General features: G+C 69.9%; 17 protein-coding genes and 1 tRNA gene. 13 read left to right on the top strand and 5 right to left on the bottom strand.

Features of this window, described 5'->3' with window-relative positions; all coding sequences use genetic code 11:
- Positions 1 to 384: 384 nt before the first annotated feature.
- On the bottom strand, positions 385 to 1,848 hold the full coding sequence (locus H036_RS0120805) for an aldehyde dehydrogenase family protein (RefSeq protein ID WP_017936745.1): 1,464 nt from the start codon (positions 1,846 to 1,848) through the stop codon (positions 385 to 387).
- 192 nt (positions 1,849 to 2,040) lie between these two features.
- On the opposite strand from H036_RS0120805, the gene H036_RS0120810 reads away from it, so the two are divergent.
- The 3 genes from H036_RS0120810 to H036_RS0120820 are packed head-to-tail and all read left to right on the top strand — an operon-like array spanning position 2,041 to position 4,489.
- Positions 2,041 to 2,901, top strand: coding sequence for a mycofactocin-coupled SDR family oxidoreductase (locus H036_RS0120810; RefSeq protein ID WP_017936746.1), 861 nt, complete (start codon positions 2,041 to 2,043; stop codon positions 2,899 to 2,901).
- Between the two features lie 2 nt (positions 2,902 to 2,903).
- Complete coding sequence (locus tag H036_RS0120815; RefSeq protein ID WP_017936747.1) at positions 2,904 to 3,704, top strand: NAD(P)-dependent oxidoreductase; 801 nt, start codon at positions 2,904 to 2,906, stop codon at positions 3,702 to 3,704.
- On the top strand, positions 3,701 to 4,489 hold the full coding sequence (locus H036_RS0120820) for an SDR family NAD(P)-dependent oxidoreductase (protein ID WP_017936748.1): 789 nt from the start codon (positions 3,701 to 3,703) through the stop codon (positions 4,487 to 4,489). The genes H036_RS0120815 and H036_RS0120820 overlap by 4 nt, the downstream gene beginning before the upstream one ends.
- 55 nt (positions 4,490 to 4,544) lie before the next feature.
- Here H036_RS0120820 and mftR read toward each other — a convergent pair whose 3' ends face one another.
- Positions 4,545 to 5,150, bottom strand: coding sequence for a mycofactocin system transcriptional regulator (mftR, locus tag H036_RS0120825; protein WP_017936749.1), 606 nt, complete (start codon positions 5,148 to 5,150; stop codon positions 4,545 to 4,547).
- 84 nt (positions 5,151 to 5,234) lie between these two features.
- On the opposite strand from mftR, the gene mftA reads away from it, so the two are divergent.
- The 8 genes from mftA (at position 5,235) to H036_RS0120865 (ending at position 12,361) form a co-directional block, all read left to right on the top strand.
- Entirely contained in the window at positions 5,235 to 5,330 is a 96-nt protein-coding gene (mftA, locus tag H036_RS25075) for a mycofactocin precursor MftA (protein WP_017936750.1), read from the top strand.
- Positions 5,330 to 6,625: a mycofactocin radical SAM maturase gene (mftC, locus tag H036_RS24000; protein ID WP_017936751.1), complete on the top strand. Its 1,296-nt coding sequence runs from the start codon at positions 5,330 to 5,332 to the stop codon at positions 6,623 to 6,625. The genes mftA and mftC overlap by 1 nt, the downstream gene beginning before the upstream one ends.
- Positions 6,625 to 7,842: a pre-mycofactocin synthase MftD gene (gene mftD / locus H036_RS0120840; RefSeq protein ID WP_017936752.1), complete on the top strand. Its 1,218-nt coding sequence runs from the start codon at positions 6,625 to 6,627 to the stop codon at positions 7,840 to 7,842. Before mftC ends, mftD begins: the two co-directional genes overlap by 1 nt.
- Positions 7,843 to 7,848: 6 nt before the next feature.
- Positions 7,849 to 8,556, top strand: coding sequence for a mycofactocin biosynthesis peptidyl-dipeptidase MftE (gene mftE / locus H036_RS24005; RefSeq protein ID WP_017936753.1), 708 nt, complete (start codon positions 7,849 to 7,851; stop codon positions 8,554 to 8,556).
- Positions 8,553 to 9,356 carry a mycofactocin-coupled SDR family oxidoreductase gene (locus H036_RS0120850; RefSeq protein WP_017936754.1) on the top strand — a complete coding sequence of 268 codons (804 nt, stop codon included), beginning with the start codon at positions 8,553 to 8,555 and terminating at the stop codon, positions 9,354 to 9,356. The genes mftE and H036_RS0120850 overlap by 4 nt, the downstream gene beginning before the upstream one ends.
- Positions 9,353 to 10,810 (top strand): mycofactocin biosynthesis glycosyltransferase MftF, encoded by a 1,458-nt coding sequence (gene mftF, locus H036_RS0120855; RefSeq protein ID WP_017936755.1) that lies wholly within the window; start codon positions 9,353 to 9,355, stop codon positions 10,808 to 10,810. The genes H036_RS0120850 and mftF overlap by 4 nt, the downstream gene beginning before the upstream one ends.
- A 4-nt stretch (positions 10,811 to 10,814) precedes the next feature.
- Positions 10,815 to 11,630, top strand: coding sequence for a mycofactocin-coupled SDR family oxidoreductase (locus tag H036_RS0120860; protein WP_017936756.1), 816 nt, complete (start codon positions 10,815 to 10,817; stop codon positions 11,628 to 11,630).
- 119 nt (positions 11,631 to 11,749) lie between these two features.
- A complete protein-coding gene (locus H036_RS0120865; RefSeq protein WP_017936757.1) occupies positions 11,750 to 12,361 on the top strand; it encodes a TetR/AcrR family transcriptional regulator in 612 nt (203 codons plus the stop codon).
- Between the two features lie 97 nt (positions 12,362 to 12,458).
- Here the strand turns inward: H036_RS0120865 and H036_RS0120870 are convergent, their stop codons facing one another.
- Positions 12,459 to 13,466 (bottom strand): phosphotransferase family protein, encoded by a 1,008-nt coding sequence (locus H036_RS0120870; RefSeq protein ID WP_017936758.1) that lies wholly within the window; start codon positions 13,464 to 13,466, stop codon positions 12,459 to 12,461.
- Positions 13,467 to 13,540: 74 nt separating this feature from the next.
- Between H036_RS0120870 and H036_RS0120875 the strand changes: the two genes are divergently transcribed.
- Entirely contained in the window at positions 13,541 to 14,839 is a 1,299-nt protein-coding gene (locus H036_RS0120875) for an acyl-CoA dehydrogenase family protein (protein WP_017936759.1), read from the top strand.
- Positions 14,836 to 15,585: an SDR family NAD(P)-dependent oxidoreductase gene (locus H036_RS0120880; protein ID WP_017936760.1), complete on the top strand. Its 750-nt coding sequence runs from the start codon at positions 14,836 to 14,838 to the stop codon at positions 15,583 to 15,585. The genes H036_RS0120875 and H036_RS0120880 overlap by 4 nt, the downstream gene beginning before the upstream one ends.
- 140 nt (positions 15,586 to 15,725) lie before the next feature.
- Here the strand turns inward: H036_RS0120880 and H036_RS0120885 are convergent.
- A tRNA-Asn gene (locus H036_RS0120885) sits at positions 15,726 to 15,801 on the bottom strand.
- A gap of 81 nt (positions 15,802 to 15,882) precedes the next feature.
- On the bottom strand, positions 15,883 to 17,811 hold the full coding sequence (gene dnaG / locus H036_RS0120890) for a DNA primase (RefSeq protein WP_017936761.1): 1,929 nt from the start codon (positions 17,809 to 17,811) through the stop codon (positions 15,883 to 15,885).
- Positions 17,812 to 18,134 lie beyond the last annotated feature (323 nt).

An 18,134-nucleotide genomic window follows, 5' to 3' on the forward strand; every position in this document is an offset into this window, starting at 1 on the left:
GGCCCGGCCATCACAGGTCCCACTCGATCTGCAGCGACCGCAGGCCGAGCTGGCCGCCGGTCTTGGTGAGGGTCTCGAGGATCCCGTCGTGGTTGACGAAGTTGTGGTTGAAGTTGCGCACGCTACACGCGCCCGTTCTGGTCGATGTCTTTTCTGCGACGGTCATGAGGACTCCGGTTTGCTGAGGTGTGACGGGTTCAGATCAAGGTGATGGCCCGCTCAGGGCAAGCGGCCCCGCCGGTGGGGCGGCGGCCTCCTGATCGGGGGTGAGCTCCAGCTCGGCGAAGGCGATCTAGCCGCTGTCGTCGAGCACGAACAGGTCGGGGGATGTGGTGAAGCAGCCGGCATGTCCGGCGCACGTGCCTTGGCCGATGACGATCTTCATCAGCGAGCATTCCAAGCGATCGACTTGGTCTGCAGATATTCCTCGAGGCCGAACTCGCCCCACTCGCGCCCCAGCCCGCTCTGCTTGTAACCGCCGAACGGCTGGAACGGCGTGACGCCGGACCCGCCACCGTTGATGCTGATGAAGCCGGTCCGGATCTGGGTCGCGACCGCGTAGGCCCGCGCGGGATCGCCCGACCACACGCCGCCGCCGAGGCCGAAGTCGCTCTCGTTGGCCAGACGCACGGCGTCCTGGTCGTCCTTGAACGGGATGATCACCCCGACGGGACCGAAGAACTCCTTCTGCGCGATCGTCATGGTGTTCTCGACGCCCACGAACAGCGTCGGCTCGACGAAGAAGCCCTTCTCCAGGCCGTGGGGTCGGCCACCGCCGTAGGCGAGCTGGGCGCCCTCGTCCAAGCCGGCCTTGATGAGTGCCTCGACCTTGTCGCGCTGGGCGGCGGAGATCAGCGGGCCCATCATCACCGTCGGGTCGGACGGGTCGCCCACCTTCACCTGGTCGAGCCCGTACTTCACCATTCCGACCAGCTCGTCGTACTTCGACTCGTGCACCAACGTGCGGGTGAGCAGCGCGCAGCCCTGGCCGGCGTGGGTGACCATGTTGCCGACCACGCTCTGCACGACACCGGCAAGGTCAGCGTCGTCGAGGATGATGTTGGCGGACTTGCCGCCGAGCTCGAGCACGACCTTCTTGAGCGTCGGCGCCGCCTGGCCGTAGACGAGGCGGCCGACCGTGTCCGAGCCGGTGAAGCTGATCAGGTCGACGTCGGGATGAGTGGTGAGCTCCTGGCCGGCCTCGACGTCGCCGGTGACGATGTTGAGCACACCTGCGGGCAGCCCCGCCTCCTCGGCGATCTCGCCAAGGAAGAAGGCCTCGAGCGGCGTGGTCGGCGCGGGCTTGAGAACCACAGTGCAGCCGGCGGCGAGGGCCGGAGCCAGCTTCATGATGTTGAGGAAGAACGGGAAGTTGTACGCCGAGATGAGCGCTGCGACGCCGTACGCCTCGCGGCGGATGACTCCGGCGGTGAGGAGGCCAACGGTGGTGCTCTCGGCGGCCCGCTCGAACTTGTAGCTCGGCAGAATGCGCTCGGCCATGTCCCTGAAGTGCTGGATCGGCAGGGTGACCTGGATGCTGTCCTGGAGCCACCTGACCGAGCCGGCCTCGGCTGCGCTCAGCGCCTTGATCTCCTCGGCGCGCCGCTCCATCGCATCGGCCATCCTGAGCATGATCACCGAGCGCTCGCGGGCACTCATCCGCGGCCACGGGCCGTCGTCGAACGCGGCACGCGCGGCGCGGATCGCTCGCTGGACATCTGAGCGGGTGGCCTCGGGCACCACCCCCACGATCTCCTCGGTGGCGGGGTTGAGCACCTCCAAGGTCGAGGGACCGTCGCTGTCCTGCCATTGGCCATCGATGAAGAGCCGGTACGTCAGGTCTGCCACTCTGCCCCCTTCAGTTGAATGAGATAACCGTTGATGCATGATTGTGACGCATGCCACTCTGCGATGCAAGTCTTACTTATGGTCGCTACAAGCTGAGCGAATGGATGGCACGTCCACCGACAGCCCGACCTAGCAAACGAATATAACTACATGCTATATGTGGTCTAAGTCACTTCGATAGAGGAGCACGTCATGGGACGCATGGACGGCCGCGTCGTCTTCATCACCGGTGCTGCACGCGGTCAGGGCCGCGCGCACGCCGTTCGCCTGGCCCAGGAGGGCGCCGACATCATCGGCGTCGACATCTGTGCAGACATCGACTCGAACGCCTATGCGATGGCCAGAGTCGACGATCTCGACGAGACGAAGAACCTCGTCGAGAAGGAGGGTCGCAGGATGTACGCCGCGGTCGCCGACGTACGCGACCGCTCCAGCCTGAGCCAGATCGTGGACACCGCGGTCAAGGAGCTCGGCCACCTCGACGGTGTCGTCGCGCAGGCCGGCATCTGTCCGCTGGTCACGACCGGCGGACAGCCGTTCATCGATGCACTCCAGGTGGACTTCGTGGGCGTGGTGAACGCTGTCGAGGCGGCGCTGCCGCACCTGAGGTCGGGAGCATCGATCGTCGCGACCGGCTCGCTCGCGGCCCTGCTGCCCGGGGCCACCGACAGCCCCTCCAACGGGTCTGGCGGTCTCGGCTACTCCCTCGCCAAGCGGCAGGTCGCGTCGTTCATCAACGACCTCGCCGTCGTCCTCGGCCCCGAGGGCATCCGGGCCAACGCGATCCACCCCACCAACTGCAACACCCCCATGCTCAACAGCGAGATCATGTACAAGCAGTTCCGGCCCGACCTCGAGAACCCCAGCCGCGAGGACGCGATCGGCGCCTTCCCCGCGATGAGCGGCATGGGCGTGCCGTTCATCGAGCCGGAGGACGCCGCCAACGCCGTGCTCTTCCTGCTCTCCGAGGAGGCTCGCTACGTCACCGGCGTCCAGCTGCGGGTCGACGCCGGCGGCCAGGTGAAGCTGCGCCCGCAGCTTCCGACCTTCTGAGCATGGCGGACATCGGCTTCGTGGGCCCGGGGCAACTCGGGCTCCCGATGGTCGAACGCCTCCTGGGCTCCGGGCATGCACTCACCGTGCATGCCCGGCGACCCGACGTTCGCCAGCAGCTCGAGGACCTCGGCGCGACCTCGACCGACGACCTGACGACCGTGGCCCGAGACAGTGACGTCGTCATCGTCTGCGTCTTCTCCGACGACCAGCTGCGCGAGGTCGGTCCGGCGCTCATCGCAGCCATGTCGTCGGGCTCGACCCTCGTCTCCCACGTCACCGGCACCGTGGCACTCATCCGGTCCCTCGCGGCATCCGGCGCCGAGCGCCGCGTCAGCGTCGTGGACGCCCCGGTCAGCGGTACCGCCGACGACATCCGGAACGGTCGGCTCACGGTCCTGCTCGGCGGGGACGAGGAGCCACGCGACCGCGTCGCCGGCATCGTCTCGGCCTACGCCGACTCCGTGCTGCCGGCCGGAGGACTGGGCACAGCACTCGCGACGAAGCTGATCAACAACCTGCTCTTCTCGGCGAACGTCCAGCTCGTGGCCGAGGCGGTCCGTCTCGGGCGCGACCTCGGCATCGAGTCGACGACGCTTCTCACCGCGCTCGCGCACAGCAGCGGCGGCAGCTATGCGAGCACGGCGGCGGCCCAGCACGAGTCGATGGAGATCTTCGGTACGCAGATCGGGCGGTTCCTGGCCAAGGACGTCGCCGCCTGCAAGGCCCAGGCCGCCGACCTCGGCGTGGATCCGGGACTTCTGACGACGGTCGTCGCCGACGGCCCGCTCGCACTGGCATGAGCCAGCTCATGCCGCCGGGCTTCCTGGACCTCACCGGGCGTACGGCGCTGGTCACCGGGGCCGGGCAAGGCGTGGGCGAGAGCATCGCGCGACACCTGGCCGGACGAGGAGCACGGGTCGTCGTCAACGACGTCCGCGGCGCGCGTGCCATCGCGACCGCCGAGGCGCTGGTCGCGGCCGGTGCCGAGGCGGTGCCGATCGCGGCCGACGTCACCTCCTACGACGACGTGCGGCGCATGTTCGCCGAAGCCGGGCCGGTGGACATCCTGGTCAACAACGCGGGCAACGCGGGCGCGGGCAACGACTTCTCATCGATGGCTTCGCCCTTCTGGGAGTCGGACCCCTCCACCTGGCAGGCCTTCATCGAGGTGAACCTGATGGGCGTCCTCAACTGCACCCATGCCGCACTGCCCGGCATGGCCGAGCGCCGCCACGGCCGCATCGTGACAGTGATATCCGACGCCGGACGGGTCGGCGAAGGCCGGCTGGCCGTCTACTCGGCCGCCAAGGCCGGCGCCGCCGGCTTCATGCGCGCCATCGCGAAGGCGGGCGGTCGCCACCTCATCACCGCCAACGCCATCGCCCTCGGCACCGTCCGCTCGGGCACGCAGGGGGCTGAGGCCGATCCGGCGGCCGACGCGCGACAACTGGCGGCGTACGCGATCCGCCGCTTCGGCGTCCCCGAGGACGTCGCCGGCCTGGTGCTCCTGCTCGCCTCCGACGCCGGGGGATGGATCACAGGACAGACGATTCCGGTCAACGGCGGCTTCTCCTCCGCACTCTGACATGGCGTCTCGACCACGGGGACGTTCGTGCTCGGCGACGGCGAGGATCGCCCGCTCAGTCCGGGTCGCCCGTGACCGCAAGATAGCCGCGGAGCCGCGCCATCGCCTCGTCGAGCAGCTCGGCGAGGGGCGTGCCAGGGTCGTCGAGCCAGGCCTCGTAGGCCGACATCGCGATGCTCAGACTCGCGTTGGCGATCGTCTGAACCCCGAGGTCCCCGACGGGTACGCCGCGTCGCCGCGCCACGAACTCCGCGACGACAGTGCGCCACTCGACGTACCGCAGGGTGGAGTGGGCCTGGAGCGCCGGAGTGCCGAGGATCAGGCGCATCCGCCGACGAAGGAACGGCTCCTCGGCCGCGGGTACGGCGTTGAAGGCGAGGACCCCGCGCTGCACCGCCTGCCACAGCGGCAGGTCCTGCGGCATGGCATCCAGCATCTCCTTGAAGGACACGAGCGTCTCGTCGAAGCGCCCCCAGGCGATGTCGTTCTTCGAGGGGTAATAGCGCGCGACGGTGCGCCGACTGATCCCGAGCTCCACGGCGATCATGTCGAGCGTGGTCGCCTCGAACCCGTACTCGGCGAAGAGCCGGAAGGCCGCCTGCTCGATCTCGGCGTGCGTCGTCGCCGCGGGTCTGCCGCGGAGCGATGGGCGATCGGTCACGGCGACAGAATCTATCCCCTTCCATTTTGGCACTCCGCGACATTATTGTGTCTGCAGTCACACGCCAAGTGAAAGGTGATCCCGATGGAACCGGAGCAGAACGCCACCCAGGTCGGCACGGACGTCGACGAGTTCGTGATCGAAGAGGTCTCGATCGACGGCATGTGCGGCGTCTACTGATGACCGCCGAGCTCCTCCGGGAGCAGGACGGGCTTGCGGCGGCACTCGCCGCCGCAAGCACGTCCCTCCCCGACACCACCGCGCTGCGGCCCGAGCGATTCGGTGCCCTCGCCTACGACTTCGGCACCCGCAAGCTGTCCTTCCTGCGGCAACGCGGCAGCGCCCAGCTCCGCGACCAGTTCGAGCTGGGTCTGGACGCCCCGATCTGCCTGACGTGGGAGCTGACCTACGCCTGCAACCTGAGCTGCGCACACTGCCTGTCCAGCAGCGGCCGCCGCGACCCCCGCGAGCTGTCCACCGAGCAGTGCAAGGCGGTGATCGACGAGCTCGAGCGGATGCAGGTGTTCTACGTGAACATCGGCGGAGGCGAGCCCACCGTGCGGGCCGACTTCTGGGAGATCGTCGAGTACGCCGTGGCACACCACGTCGGCGTGAAGTTCTCCACCAACGGCCTCAAGATCACCCCGGACCGGGCCCGGTGGCTGGCCTCGACCGACTACGTCGACGTACAGATCTCCCTCGACGGCGCCACCCCCGAGGTGAACGACCACGTGCGCGGCACGGGCTCGTACGACATGGCGATGCGGGCGCTGACGAACCTCCAGGACGCCGGCTTCACCGACGCGAAGATCAGCGTCGTGTGCACCCGGGAGAACATCGGCCAGCTCGACGAGTTCAAGGCGATCGCCGACCGCTTCGGCGCGACGCTGCGGCTGACCCGGCTGCGGCCGTCGGGCCGCGGTGCCGATGTCTGGGACGAGCTGCACCCGACCGCCGAGCAGCAGCGGATCCTCTACGACTGGCTGGTCGCCAACGGCGAGAACATCCTGACCGGCGACTCCTTCTTCCACCTGGCGGCCTACGGCGAGGCGCTCCCGGGCCTCAACCTGTGCGGCGCCGGCCGCGTGGTCTGCCTGATCGACCCGGTGGGCGACGTCTACGCCTGCCCCTTCGCGATCGACGACCAGTTCCTCGCGGGCAACCTCCTGGCCGAGGGCGGCTTCAAGCGGGTGTGGCAGGAGTCCTCACTCTTCGCCGAGCTGCGGTCTCCGGTCACCGAGGGCACCTGCACCAAGTGCTCGCACTACGACGCCTGCCGCGGCGGCTGCATGGCGGCGAAGTTCTTCACCGGCCTGCCGCTGGACGGCCCCGACCCCGAGTGCGTCAAGGGCTACGGCGAGCCCGCTCTCGCCGGGGAGCGCACGGTGCCCGAGCGGAGCTGCGACCACTCCCCCTTGCACCCGCGTCGCAACGAGCCGGTGCTGCTGACCATCACGAGAAGGGAACGCGCCTGATGGCGTCGAAGTTCGAGAACCCGTGGAAGCAGAACCCCTGGTTCGAGTCGGTCGCCGTCGCGCAGGAGCGCGCCCGCAAGCGGCTGCCCGACCCGGTCTACAAGGCCCTCGTCGCCGGCTCGGAGCGTGGCCAGACGATCCAGCAGAACCAGGACGCGTTCTCCCGGATCGGCTTCGCACCCCACGTCGCCGGCCACCAGCCGGAGCGCACCATGAACACGTCGGTCCTCGGGCAGGAGATCGCGCTTCCCGTGATCATCAGCCCCACCGGCGTACAGGCCGTGCACCCCGACGGCGAGGTCGCCGTCGCGCGGGCAGCTGCCGCACGTGGAACCGCGATCGGGCTGTCCAACTTCGCCAGCAAGTCGGTGGAGGAGGTCTGCGAGGCCAACCCCAACACCTTCTTCCAGATGTACTGGACCGGCGACCGCGACGTCATGCTGCAGCGCATGGAGCGCGCCCACAAGGCAGGCGCCAAGGCCCTCATCGCCACCCTCGACTGGTCCTTCTCGATGGGCCGCGACTGGGGCAGCCCGGAGATCCCCGAGAAGGTCGACTTCAAGGCCGCCCTCCGCTTCGCCCCCAAGGTGATCACCCGCCCGCGCTGGCTGTGGACCTTCGGCAAGACCGGTCAGATCCCCGATCTCACCGCCCCCAACCTGGCGCCGCCGAACGGCGGCCCGGCGCCGACCTTCTTCGGCGCCTACTACGAGTGGATGACCACCCCGCCACCGTCCTGGCAGGACGTGACCTGGATGGCAGAGCAGTGGCATGCCATGACGGGCACGCCGTTCATGCTCAAGGGCGTGACCCGCGTCGATGACGCGAAGCGTGCCGTCGACTGCGGTGTCGACGCGATCTCGGTGAGCAACCACGGCGGGAACAACCTCGACGGGACGCCTGCCACCATCCAGGTGCTCAAGCCGATCGCCGACGCCGTCGGCGACCAGATCGAGGTCCTGCTCGACGGCGGCGTACGCCGCGGGTCCGACGTCGTCAAGGCGCTCGCGCTCGGAGCCCGCGCCGTGATGATCGGTCGCGCCTACCTCTGGGGCCTGGCCGCCAACGGCCAGACGGGCGTGGAGAACGTCCTCGACATCCTCCGCGGCGGCATCGACTCCGCGCTGCTCGGCATGGGCCTGTCCTCGATCGACCAGCTCGCACCCGAACAGCTGCTCATCCCCGAGGACTTCGTGCTCGCCCTGGGCGCGGAGTAGGTCACCGTGCTGCTCGCCGACCGGTCCTGGTCCGACGTCCAGCGCGGTGTGACGGTGGTGGTGCCGGTCGGCTCCTTCGAGCAGCACGGACCGCACCTGCCCTTCGACACCGATGCCGTGATCGCCTCCGCGGTCGGGGCTCGCGTCGCCGACCACCTGGGCGCGGCGCTGCTGCCGTCGCTCATGTACGGGTCCAGCGGTGAGCACCAGTCGTTCGCCGGGACCGTCTCGATCGGCGCTGAGGCGCTCCGACTCGTCATCGTGGAGCTGGTGCGATCGTTGCGTACCTGGGCCGGGCGCGTCGTGCTCGTCAACGGCCATGGCGGCAATGCCCCGGCACTCGCCGCATCGGTCGCCCAGCTCGTCGCCGAGGGGCACGAGGTGGGCTGGGTGCCGTGCGAATGGATCAGCTGCACCCCCGACGGCCTGCCGTGGGACGCCCATGCCGGTCGCTCCGAGACCTCGCTGATGCTCCACCTCGATCCGGACCGGGTCGACCTCACGCGGGCCGAGGTCGGCAACACCACCCCGGTCGGCGAACTGATGGCGGCCATGATGGCCGGAGGGGTCGCCGCGGTCGCGCCCAACGGCGTCCTGGGCGACCCCACCGGCGCCTCCGCCGAGGAGGGCGAGGTGCTGCTGGCGTCGATGGTCGCCGCGGCACTCGATCGGCTCGGCGATCCCCCGCACGCGGCATCGCAGGAGAGGCGATGACGGAGCGACGGGTCGCGCTGGTGACCGGAGCCGCACGCGGAATCGGCGCGGCCACGGTCCGCCGGCTGAGCGCCGACGGCTATCGCGTCGTCGCGCTGGACTGGTGCGCCGGAGACGACTCGCCCGCGGGCTATCCGATGGCGTCCCGGGCCGACCTGGACGCGGCCATCGCCTCCGCGACGGCGACGGCCGACGGTGACGTGATCCCCTGGATCGCGGACGTCCGTGATCCGGCCGCCGTCCAGGGAGCGGTCGACGCTGCCGTCGAACGCTGGGGACGGCTCGATGCGACCGTCGCGGCGGCCGCGGTGATGGCAGGCGGAGAGCCGTTGTGGGCGCCCAGCTCGGCCGCCGACCTCAACCTGCTGTGGGAGGTCGACGTGCGAGGGGTGTGGAACACCGCCTCCGCCGCCGTGCCGGCCATGCTGGCCGGCCCCGCCGCCGGCGGCTGCCGCTTCGTCGCCCTCGCCTCCGCGGCCGGGGCACACGGTCTGTTCCGCCTATCGGCCTACACGGCGGCCAAGCACGCGGTCGTCGGTCTGGTGAGGGGCCTTGCGGCCGACCTCGTCGGCACCGGCGTGACGGCTGTCGCGGTCTCGCCGGGGTCCACGCAGACGGCGATGCTCGCCGCGACGGCGCAGATCTACGACGTCACGTCCGAGGAGCTGGCCCAGCACCAGCTCGTGCGCGACGTCCTCTCCCCCGCCGAGCTGGCCGCGATGATCGCGTTCTGCTGCTCGCCCGAGGGCCGGGTGCTCAACGGCTCGGTGGTCAGTGCCGACGGTGGCTTCGTCGGATGAGTGCCGGCACGGCGACCTCGCCTCAGACCCTGCCTCTCGGCTTCCGGGTGCGGCTGCGCGACGACGTACGCAGGCTCGAGGGTGGGCGACTGCTGCTCGGCGGGTCGCCACTGCGCGCCGTACGGCTGGCTCGTCCGGTCCAGACCGTGCTGACCGACCGGGTCCTGACCGTCACGACGGAGGTCGAGGCGCGGCTGGCCAGGCAGCTGCTGGACGGCAACCTGGGTGATCCCGAGCTCGACGGCACGATCGACGCGGCCGACCTGACCGTCGTCGTGCCGGTCCGCGATCGGCCCGAGCAGCTCGACCGCTGCCTCGCCGCGCTCAGCGGGCTCCACGTCGTCGTCGTGGACGACGAGTCGCGCGACGCCGTCGCGATCGAGCGCGTCGCTCAGCGGCACACGGCCCGGGTCGTGCGCCTGGAGACGAACGTCGGTCCGGCCTCGGCACGCAACGAGGGGCTGCGCAGGGTGCAGACGCCCTACGTGGCGTTCATCGACTCCGACGTCGAGGCGTCAGCGGCGGTGCTCCGTGCCCTGGGGATGCACTTCACCGATCGGCGCGTCGCCCTCGTCGGCCCGCTCGTCCGGGGCATCGCCCGCTCAGTGCGGCCCCGTTGGTGGGAACGCTATGACGCGGCGGCGTCCTCCTTGGCCCTGGGCCGCCGGACCTGCTCGGTGCGGCCCGGTGCGGCGGTCGGCTGGCTGCCTTCGGCCTGCTTGGTGGGCCGCACCGAGGTCCTGCGGTCGATGGGCGGCTTCGCCGCCGGGCTGCGCGTCGGCGAGGACGTCGACCTCGTGTGGCGACTCGTCGACGCCGGCCACGTCGTGCGCTACGACCCCAGCCACCAGGCACTCCACGACGTACGACCGACGGTGCTGGGCTGGCTGGGTCGCAAGGTCCTCTACGGCAGCGGTGGAGCCGTGCTTGCCCAGCGCCACGGTGACGCGGTGGCGCCCGCCGTACTCGCCCCTGTCATGGGCCTGGCCGCCGCCGCGGTGCTGCTGCGCCGGCCCTGGTCGGTGCTCACGTCGGCGGCGGCGGTCGGCTGGGGAGCCCACGCAGTACGCCGAGCGCTGCCCGACGTCGCAGGTCGCGACGCCGCCGCTGTCACGATGTCGGTCAGAGGGCTGGGATGGGCGGTGCGGCAGGAGGCGGCCCTGGTGACCAGGCACTGGTGGCCGGCATTCGCCGTCGCCTCCCTCGCCAGTGCGCGAGCCCGCCGGATCGTTGCCAGTGCGTTGGTCGTCGACGCGATCGTCCAGGTGACGGTCGACAGGCCCGACGTCGGCCCCCTCACCGGGTGGGTCGGGCGCCGGCTCGACGACCTGTCCTACGGCGCCGGGCTGTGGCTCGGCGCGCTCCGCTCGGACAGCGCACGCTGCCTGATGCCCCGAATCGTGACGTCGCCATCTCGTCGACGCCGCGCAGGAGAACCACGACGAAGGAGCTGAACCGATGGTTGGACGTCTCGAGGGCAAGGTCGCTCTCATCACCGGCATCGCGCGCGGGCAGGGCCGCGCCCACGCTGTCCGACTGGCCTCCGAGGGGGCCGACGTCGTCGGGCTCGACATCTGCGAGGCCGTCCCCGACGTTCCCTACGACCCGGCGACGCCCGAGGACCTCGCCGAGACCGTCCGACTCGTCGAGGCGGCCGGCGGCCGGATCATCGCCGCGCAGGGCGACGTCCGTGACGCCGATGCGCTCAAGGCGCTTGCTCAGAAGGCCGTCGACACCTTCGGCGGCCTCGACATCGTCGTCGCCAACGCCGGGATCTGCATCCCTTCTGCCTGGGACGCGACCACACCGCGGATCTGGGCCAGCCACATGGACATCAACATCACGGGCGTCTGGAACACCATCACCGCCACCGCGCCGCACCTGATCGAGCGCGGCGGTGGCTCGATCGTCATCACCAGCTCGTACGCCGGCAAGAAGGTCCAGCCCTGGATGATCCACTACACGACCAGCAAGCACGCACTGGTCGGCATGACCCGGGGCTTCGCGGCCGAGCTCGGCCGGCACAAGATCCGGGTCAACAGCGTGCACCCCGGCGGGGTGAACACGCCGATGGGATCGGGCAACATGATGGCCGCCATGGAGGCGGCCTCGGCCGGCACCGAGAAGCTCGGCACGATGGGCACGACCTTCCTGGAGAAGTCCTGGGCCGAGCCCGAGGAGATCTCGGCCGTGGTCGCCTTCCTGGCCTCGGACGAGACACCGTGGATCACCGCCGAGCACATCAGTGTCGACGGCGGTCAGCAGTACTTCTGATCCGCCGGTCGCCCCCAGCCGGCGAGTGTGGGGCCGCTGATCTGCTTCTCGGAAGGTCAGCGGGCCTCTCGTCGGGCCGTTCACAGCAGAACAGCATTCTGAGGATCTAGACTGGCCGCGTGAGCGACCCAGGCACTCTCTCCAAGGCGGACGCGGCCGTTCAGCGAAGTCTCCAGCGGCGCCAGTCGGCCGCCGAGGCCGAGGTGGGCCGTCTGATCGAGGCCGGACGCACTCTCTTCGGAGACGGCGGGAACCCGAGGGTCGCCGACATCGTCAGAGTCGCCGGGGTCTCGCTCGAGGCCTTCTATCGCTACTTCGGCAGCAAGCAGGAGTTCGTCGCGGCCGTCGCCGAGGACGGCGGCCGGCGCGTCACCTCCTACGTCGAGCACAAGATGAGCGCGGAGGCGGATCCTCACCGACGGCTCCGAGCGGCGGTCGAGGCGCTGATGAGCCAGGCGAGCCGGCCCGAGCTCGCCGCAGCTGCCCGCAACATCCTCAACCTGGCCGGCGCGGGCCGCGATGGCGCCCCGGTCCAGGCATCGCTAGCGGACCTGCTCGCACCGACGCTGAAGGACCTCGGATCGAGCGATCCGAGCAGCGACGCCAGCGTCGCGGCCGTCGCCCTCGTCGGCATCCTGCAGGATCACGTCTGGCGCGAGACCAAGCCCAGTCGCCGAGAGGTGGACCATCTGGTCGGCTTCATCGCTGCGGCCGTCACCTCGAGCCGCTGAGCAGGGCAGCCGAGTCCGAGCGTCCCTCCGCGGCGGCAACAGCCGTGCTGCCACCGTCGACGGGCGGTGCCCGTGCCACCTGCAGGCGGCACAAGGATCATCCGAGCGCCTCGCGAACCTCACTCAGCAGCCGAGGAACGCCGTTGACCATCCGCTCCATGGGCGGCGACAGTGGGCCGCCGCGGAGGCCGCGCTTCAGCAGCAAGGCCGTTGCCGCCGCCTCCTTGAACTTGGTCAGCGCATCGAACCACAGCATGTCCGGGAGCTCCGCCCCGGCCGCCTCCTCGTAGCACGCGATCACCTCGGCCTTCGTCGGTGTGCCGGCCGGCTCGCCAGGCTCCGCCGCGGGGTGCGCGGCTTCGTCGGTGAAGAAGGTCAGCCAGGTGACGTCGATCCGAGGATCAGTGACCGACCAGATCTCCCAGTCGATGACCGCCTCGATGTCTGCGCCACGGCACAGGAGGTTGCCCAGCCGGTAGTCCCCGTGACTGATGACGGCCGGGAGGGCGTCCGGCAAGCTGTCCAGCAGCAGCCGTGCCGCATCGCCATGGCCGGCCTGCAGGCCTTCGGGGACGGTGGCGAAGGCACGGACCCAGCGCTCGATCTCATCCTCGAGCGAGACAACCGGCTCGTCCCCCAGCCCGATGCTCTCCGGGCGCAGCGCATGCAGCCTCGCCAGCTCGCGGGTCGCCTCCAGGTAGCGGGAGCGCACCTCCTCGGGTGCGGGCCTGGTCGCGACGGGCTCGAGAACGGGCTCGACGCACTGGCCGGGAAGCAGGTCCATCGCCAGGTACGGCGGCACGGCCGGAGGCTGACCGCCGTCTTCGAAGAGCACCCGCGGGACCCGGACGCCCGTGCCGTGGAGCGCACGCATCAGGCGCGCCTGCCGCAGGACGTCTCGATTGCGCACCGGCGCGAGGCCCGGAGGGGCGACCTTGACCACGACCCGATCCGCCTCGGCGCCGGTGACGCTGGCGACGAAGGTCAGGCTCGACGCCCCGCCCGTCAGCGGCTCCAGCGCCGCGAGCTCCGCCCCAGGCCGCCACCGGTGGACGTCCTCCCGCAATCGGACTTCGAGCTCTGTCGCGAGTTCGGCCTGTGTCATGACGCCTCCAGTACGTGGTTTACATTTCGCAGAATGCCGTTCTAGCATGGCAGAAGTCAACAAGGAGGAAGCTCATGGACTTCTCGATCGACCCCGAGTTCCAAGCGAAGCTGGACTGGATGGCCACCTTCGTGCGCGAGGAGTGCGAGCCCCTCGACCTGCTCTTCCCCCACGGCGGCGATCCGTACGACGTCGAGAACAAGGCGTCGCGAGCGATCCTGCGGCCCTTGCAGGACCAGGTGCGGCAACAGGGCCTATGGGCCTGCCACCTGGGCCCGGAGCTCGGCGGCCCGGGCTACGGCCAGCTCAAGCTCGCGCTGATGAACGAGATCATCGGCCGGTCCTACTGGGCACCCACCGTCTTCGGCACCGCCGCCCCCGACACGGGCAATGCCGAGATCCTCGCGATGTTCGGCACAGCGGAGCAGAAGCAGCGATATCTGCAGCCGCTTCTGGACGGCGAGATCGTGTCGTGCTTCTCGATGACCGAACCGCAGGGGGGTGCCGACCCGAAGGAGTTCTCCTGTCGGGCGTGGCGCGACGGCGACGAGTGGGTGATCGAGGGTGAGAAGTGGTTCTCCTCGAACGCCCGCTACGCCACCTTCTTCATCGTCATGGCGGTGACCGATCCCGACGCCGCTCCGCACGAGCGGATGTCCATGCTCGTCGTCCCGGCTGAGACTCCGGGCATCGAGATCATCCGGAACGTCGCCGTCCTCGGCGAGCGCGACGACCTGGACGAGGGCATCCACGGATACGTGCGCTACAACGACGTACGGGTCCCCCTGGATGCGATGCTCGGCGGGCCCGGCGAGGGCTTCAAGGTCGCGCAGGCCCGTCTGGGCGGCGGTCGCGTGCACCACGCCATGCGCACCGTCGGCAGATGCAGCCGTGCTTTCGACATGATGCTCGAGCGTGCGGTGTCCCGCCGGACGCAGGGTGAGACCTTGTCCCGCAAGCAGTCGGTGCAGCAGACGATCGCCGACTCCTGGATCGAGCTGCAGCAGTTCCGGCTGCTGGTCCTGCACACCGCGTGGAAGATCGACAACGCGCCGCACGGCGCCGCACGGATCGATATCGCGATGTGCAAGGTCGCGATGGCGCGACTGATGCACGACATCATCCAGCGCACCCTGCACCTGCACGGCTCCCTCGGCACCACCCTCGAGATGCCGCTCGCGGGCTGGTGGGCGAGCGTGCCGCAGCTGGCACTGGCAGACGGGCCGACCGAGGTGCACCAAGGCACGATCGCGAAGCAGCTGCTGAAGGACGTCAGACCAGCTCCCGGCATCTTCCCCACCGAGCACGTTCCCACCCGGCTGGCCTCAGCTCGGGAGAAGCACGCCGCCGCACTCGCGGAGTTCGGCCGGTGAGCACCGACGGACCCTTCGACCTCACCGGCAAGGTCGCGCTCGTCACCGGTGGCAGCCGCGGGTTGGGCCGGGCGATGGCGCTCGCCTTCGCAGCTCACGGTGCCGACGTGATCATCACCTCGCGCAAGCAGGAGGCGTGTGAGGCCGTGGCCGCTGAGATCTCCGGCATGGGCCGCCGCTCTCTCGCCGTCGGATGCCACGTCGGGCATTGGGCTGAGCTCGATCAGCTGGTCAGTGCCAGCTACGAGGCATTCGGTCGGGTCGACATCCTGGTCAACAATGCCGGGATGTCTCCGCTGGCCCCCTCCTCCGAGGCCACCAGTGAAGAGCTCTTCGACAAGGTGGTCGCCGTCAACTTCAAGGGCCCGTTCCGCCTCACCGCCATCATCGGCAGCCGGATGGCAGCAGGCGACGGCGGCACGATCATCAACGTGTCGTCAAGCGGCGCGCTGATGCCGCAGCCCTCGTTCGGGCCCTATGCCGGCTCCAAGGCTGCCCTCAACGTGCTCACCCAGGTCTTCGCACGGGAGTTCGGCCCGAATGTCCGGGTCAACACGCTCTCGGCGGGCCCCTTCCTCACCGACATCGCCGAGCACTGGTCCGCAGAGTCCAGAGAGCGCACGCGAAGCGCGATCGGCAGACCCGGGCGGGTCGAGGAAGTGGTGACGACAGCCCTCTACCTCGCCAGCCCCGCGTCGTCCTACACCACCGGTGCGCTGATCCGAGTCGACGGCGGTCTGTACTGATCCCAGTCGCGCCACCGAGCGGTCGCCGTACATCCGGCGGCGGTCTTCATGCCGGCAACGCAGGTCTGCCTGTCAGCCGATGCACGAACACGCGAGAAGGGCCCCGGATCTGCGTTTCGCAGATCCGGGGCCCTTCGCGTTGGCTCCCCGAGTTGGACTCGAACCAACAACCGTCCGATTAACAGTCGGAAGCTCTGCCAATTGAGCTATCGGGGATCAGCCACCGCATCGGCAGCAGGGGGAACATTAGCAACGTCGTCGGTGGCACCTGCAAATCGGGGGCGTGCGTACGTCGCCTCAGGTCGTCCCGACCCGCTCGCGCAGCGAGCGGCGCTGCTGCTCCAGGCCGGCGAGGTCAGCGAAGAGCGCGCGGTAGCCCTCCGGGTCCTCGGTCGGGTTGGTGCGCTGCAACCGGCTGTGCACGTCGGCGATGCGGCGCTGCAGCGACATTTCCCGCAGCCGCACGACGTGCTCGGTGACGTAGCCGGCGTCAGGCTCACGACGAGACGGCAACAACTCCACCGCCAGCGCGCTGACCAACGACGCGAGGTGCGGTGTGCTCGCCGCGCTGCTCAGCCGTGCTGCCCAGGTCGAGTCCCCGGCTCCGGCGCCGGGGCCGCCCGCGGCCGCGATCAGCGCCCAGACCTGCTGGTAGGCAGGATGCTGGAAGTCTGCGGTGGTGATCTCGCCGGTGAGCCGGCCCACGGCCATCGGGTGCTGGATGAGCACCTTCAGTGTCTCGCGCTCGATCGCGAAGCGCGGATCGCGCAGGTCCGGCGTGGGCGGCCGCGGCGGCGCCTCTGGTCCTGTGGGTCCGCCGGCAGGGACGCCTGCCGGGCCGCTGGCAGGGCCCGCGACGTCCCGGCGACCCGTCGTCGCAGCGGGGGTGCCTCCGCGGGCGTCGCGGGCGCCTGCGCGGCGTACCTCCGCGCGGGCCTGCTCCGGATCCACGCCCACCATCGAGGCCAGCTCGCGGGCGAAGGCGTCCACCTTCGACTTGTCGCGCACGCTGGAGACCAACCGAGCACCCTCGCGGAGCGCGTCGACCCGGCCATCGGCCCGATCCAGGTCGTGCTTGGCCAACACGTTGCCGAGCACGAACCGGTACAGCGGCTGCCGCCCCGCGATCAGCTCACGCACCGCCTCGTCGCCTTGCTGGATCCGCAGATCGCACGGGTCGAGGCCGTCGGGGGCGACTGCGACGTAGGTCTGGGAGGTGAAGTCCTGGTCACCGTTGAAGACCTTCATCGCCGCCGCCTGACCGGCCGCGTCGCCGTCGAAGGTGAAGACGACCTCGCCGGAGGACTGGGTGAAGTCGGCCATGAACCGACGTACGACCTTGCCGTGGTCGGAGGTGAAGGCGGTGCCGCAGGTGGCCACGGCGGTGGTGATCCCGGCGAGGTGGCAGGCCATCACGTCGGTGTAGCCCTCGACCACCACGGCCTGACCGGTCTTGCGCATCCCCTCGCGGGCCAGGTCGATGCCGTAGAGGACGGTGTTCTTCTTGTAGATCGGGGTCTCGGAGGTGTTGATGTACTTGCCCGAGATCCGGTCGTCGTCGAAGAGCTTGCGGGCGCCGAAGCCGATCACGTCCCCGCTGGACTCGCGGATCGGCCAGATCAGCCGGCTCTGGAAGACGTCGTAGCCGTTGTGCCGGGTCAGGCCGCCGACGACCAGCTCCTCCTCGGTGAAGCCGCGGCCACGCAGGTGGTTGTGCAGCGCCTTTCCGTCGGTCGGGGCGAAGCCGATCCCGAAGCGCTGAGCGGCGGCCTGGTCGAAGCTGCGCTCGGCGAGGAACTGCCGGGCAGGCAGAGCTGCCGGCGTGAGCAGCTGCTCGACGAAGTACTCGGCGGCGATCCGGTGCGCCTCGATCAGCTTGCCGCGCTGCGGCCCGCGGGGCCGCTCCTCGCGACCGTCGCCCTCCTCGCGCTCGAGCGGTACGCCGAACTTCTCGGCGAGCCGCTCGACGGTCTCGGTGAAGCCCAACCCGTCGATCTTCATCACGAAGCTGATCACGTCGCCGCCGGTCTGGCAGCCGAAGCAGTAGAACATCTGCCGCGCCGGGGTCACCTGGAAGCTGGGCGACTTCTCGTCGTGGAAGGGGCACAGCCCCTTCATCGAGCCGCCGCCCGCGTTGCGCAGCGTGACGTACTGGCTGATGACGTCGTCGATCCGTGCCTTCTCGCGCACCTCTTGGATGCTCTTGTCACGAATCCGGCCTGCCACGGGCAGATCCTAGGCGATGCGAGTGAGCGGGCGCCGTCCAAGCGAGGTACGAGCTTGGTGACGGGGTCCGCGAGGGAGTGAGCCCCGAGCGCGGAGCGCGCGGCGATGCGAGTGAGCGGACGCCGTCCAAGCGAGGTACGAGCTTGGTGACGGGGTCCGCGAGGGAGCGAGCCCCGAGCGCGGAGCGCGCGGCGATGCGAGTGAGCGAGCCCCGAGCGCGGAGCGCGCGGCGATGCGAGTGAGCGAGCCCCGAGCGCGGAGCGCGCGGCGATGCGAGTGAGCGGGCGTCGTCCAAGCGAGGTACGAGCTTGGTGACGGGGTCC

The sequence above is a fragment of the Nocardioides sp. Iso805N genome (assembly GCF_000364605.1).
Taxonomy (GTDB): Bacteria; Actinomycetota; Actinomycetes; order Propionibacteriales; family Nocardioidaceae; genus Nocardioides.